The following is a 2,820-nucleotide window of genomic DNA, read 5'->3' as shown; positions in this document are numbered from 1 at the left end:
GGGCTCGGGATCGTCGCGGTCGCGGGGGTGGCCGGGGCGGACGAGGTGCGGCGGCTGTGGTGGCTGCTGCCCGGGGTGTCCAAGCCGCGCAAGGAGGGCGAGCTGGACTACGCGGGCGCGGGCTGGACGGCGGCCTCGCCGGCGAACTGGCGGCTGGCTGACCGGCCGGACGACTACCGGGTGGACCGGATCGTGGTGCATGTGACGCAGGGCGGCTTCGCGTCCTCGGTGGACGCCTTCAAGAACCCGTGGCACAGGGCGTCCGCGCACTACATCGTCCGCCAGGACGGGCATGTGGAGCAGATGGTGCGGGAGCTCGACGTCGCTTTCCACTCCGGGAACCGCTCGATGAACGAACGGAGCATCGGCATCGAGCACGTGGGCTTCGTGGAGCGGCCGCAGGACTTCACGGACGCGATGTACGCGTCCTCGGCGCGGCTGGCTGCCGACATCTGTCGGAGGTACCGCATACCCGTCGACCGGAAGCACTTCCTGGCGCACTCCGAGGTGCCGGGCACCGACCACACGGACCCGGGGCGGCACTGGGACTGGGACAGGTACCTGCGCATGGTCCGGGCCGAGCTGGAGGGGCCCCGCAGCGGCTGAGAGGTCCCGGCCCGGGCGCCGGACCGGGGCTGCGGAGCCCGCCTGCCCGGCCTACGCTGATCTTGCGGCGTGCCCCATGTCGGAGGTGAGGCCATGTCCAGGCTCGCGGTGGCCGTGGCGGCGGCCGGCACCCTGCTGGTGGGGACGGCCGCGCCCGGCGGGAACGGCATCGAGGACGAGCCCGCCCATGTGATCGCGGAGAAGGGGCGGCAGTCGCTCCTCACTGCCCGGTCCCTGCGCTGGGAGGGGCAGACCAAGGACGCGACGGGGACCTACGTCGTGGACTTCCGCGTCGACGCCCGGGGCAACTGCGTCGGCACCGTCGCGGTGGTTCCCAAGGGGGGCCGTATGGAGATCGTCAAGCGAGGGCAGGACGTCTGGATGAAGCCCGATGCGGCATTCATGAAAGCGCAGGTCCCCGGTCCGGCCGGGCAGGAGACGGCCGAGCTGCTGCGCGGGCGGTGGATGCACGGCCGCGCCGACGACCCCTCGCTGCGCGAGTTCTCCGCCTCCTGCGACGTGTCCCACCTCCAGCGCGCGTACCTGCCGGTGCCGTTCGCCGCGGACGACGTGGAGAAGGGCACGAAGGCCCTCGTCAAGGGCGTGCCCGCGATCACGGTCACCGGCCGCTCCGGGGCCGGCCGGATCACTCTCTACGTCGCCACCGAGGGCAAGCCCCACCTGCTCCGGATCCAGGGGCAGGTCGGCGGCGTCCGGGGGGAGGCCGACTTCTCCGAGTACGGCAGGCCCGTCCCGTCGCGGACGCCGCCGCCTGCCGAGAGCGTCGACGTGTCCGACCTGCGGCAGCCGGGAGGCGCGGCCTAGCAGTCGCTCCGGCCGAAGGGTTTGCCGGCTCGCGGCGTCCGGTGCGGTGCGTCGCAAGGCGGAGGGCCGTTCCCCCCGTGCTCGGGCGTCCAGGGCGGTCCGGCAACGCAGCGATGTCGGGCAGCGCAGCAAGGTGTGGTGCGGGCGTCGTGGGGCGGTGAGCCCTACCGGTCAGAGCACTAGCTGAGCCCTGCCGTGCGGGCGCGCTCCACCGCCGGGCCGATGGCCGCGGCCAGGGCGGCGATGTCCTGCGCGGTGGAGGTGTGGCCGAGGGAGAAGCGCAGCGTGCCGCGGGCGAGCTGCGGGTCGGTGCCGGTGGCGAGCAGGACGTGGCTGGGCTGGGCCACGCCCGCGGTGCAGGCGGAGCCGGTCGAGCACTCGATGCCCTGGGCGTCCAGCAGGAGCAGCAGGGAGTCGCCCTCGCAGCCGGGGAAGCTGAAGTGCGCGTTGGCGGGGAGCCGGTTGTCGGGGTCCCCGCCGAGGACGGCGTCGGGCACGGCCGCGAGCACGGCGCGGATCAGCTCGTCCCGCAGCTGCCCGACCTCGGCGGCGAACCGCTCGCGCCGCTCGGCGGCGAGGACGGCGGCCACCGCGAAGGCGGCGATCGCCGGCACGTCGAGGGTGCCGGAGCGCACGTGCCGCTCCTGGCCGCCGCCGTGCAGGACGGGTACGGGGGTCTGGTCGCGGCCGAGGAGCAGCGCACCGATGCCGTAGGGCCCGCCGATCTTGTGGCCGCTGACGGTCATCGCGGCGAGGCCGCTGTCGCCGAACCGAACGTCGAGCTGGCCCACGGCCTGGACGGCGTCGGAGTGCAGCGGGACGCCGGACTCGCGTGCCACGGCGGCCAGTTCGCGGACCGGCATGACGGTGCCGATCTCGTTGTTGGCCCACATCACGGTGGCCAGGGCGACGTCGTCGGGGTTGCGGGCGATGGCCTCGCGCAGGTCCTCGGGGCTGACCCGGCCGTAGCGGTCCACGGGCAGGTACTCGACCTGCGCGCCCTCGTGTTCGGCGAGCCAGTGGACGGCGTCGAGGACGGCGTGGTGCTCGACGGGGCTGGTGAGCACCCGGGTGCGGGCGGGGTCCTGGCTGCGGCGGGCCCAGTACAGGCCCTTGACGGCGAGGTTGTCGGCCTCGGTGCCGCCGGCGGTGAAGACCACCTCGCTGGGGCGGGCGCCGAGTGCCTCGGCGAGTGCCTCGCGGGCCTCCTCGACGGTGCGGCGGGCGCGGCGGCCGGCGGCGTGCAGGGAGGACGCGTTCCCCGTGACGGCGAACTGCGCGGTCATCGCCGCAGCGGCCTCCGGGAGCATCGGGGTGGTGGCTGCGTGGTCGAGGTAGGCCATGATCCTCTGATTCTACGAGCCCCCCGGCCCCTGCAGCCCACGGCGC

At 74.4% G+C, this 2,820-nt stretch carries 3 protein-coding genes; 2 read left to right on the top strand and 1 reads right to left on the bottom strand.

What is annotated here, in order from left to right; genetic code table 11:
• Nucleotides 1-606, top strand: a 606-nt coding sequence (locus HYE82_RS35645; protein ID WP_179178374.1) for an N-acetylmuramoyl-L-alanine amidase, incomplete at its 5' end; no start/stop codon positions are given.
• Between the two features lie 93 nt (nucleotides 607-699).
• Nucleotides 700-1,431, top strand: coding sequence for a hypothetical protein (locus HYE82_RS35640; RefSeq protein ID WP_179178373.1), 732 nt, complete (start codon nucleotides 700-702; stop codon nucleotides 1,429-1,431).
• Nucleotides 1,432-1,610: 179 nt separating this feature from the next.
• Here HYE82_RS35640 and HYE82_RS35635 read toward each other — a convergent pair whose 3' ends face one another.
• Entirely contained in the window at nucleotides 1,611-2,774 is a 1,164-nt protein-coding gene (locus HYE82_RS35635; RefSeq protein ID WP_179178372.1) for a cysteine desulfurase family protein, read from the bottom strand.
• Between the last annotated feature and the right edge of the window lie 46 nt (nucleotides 2,775-2,820).

The organism is Streptomyces sp. BR123 (assembly GCF_013401435.1).
In the GTDB taxonomy this organism is placed as follows: domain Bacteria; phylum Actinomycetota; class Actinomycetes; order Streptomycetales; family Streptomycetaceae; genus Streptomyces.
Note: the sequence above shows the minus strand (reverse complement) of the source record. Positions and strands in the feature narration are given on the sequence as shown.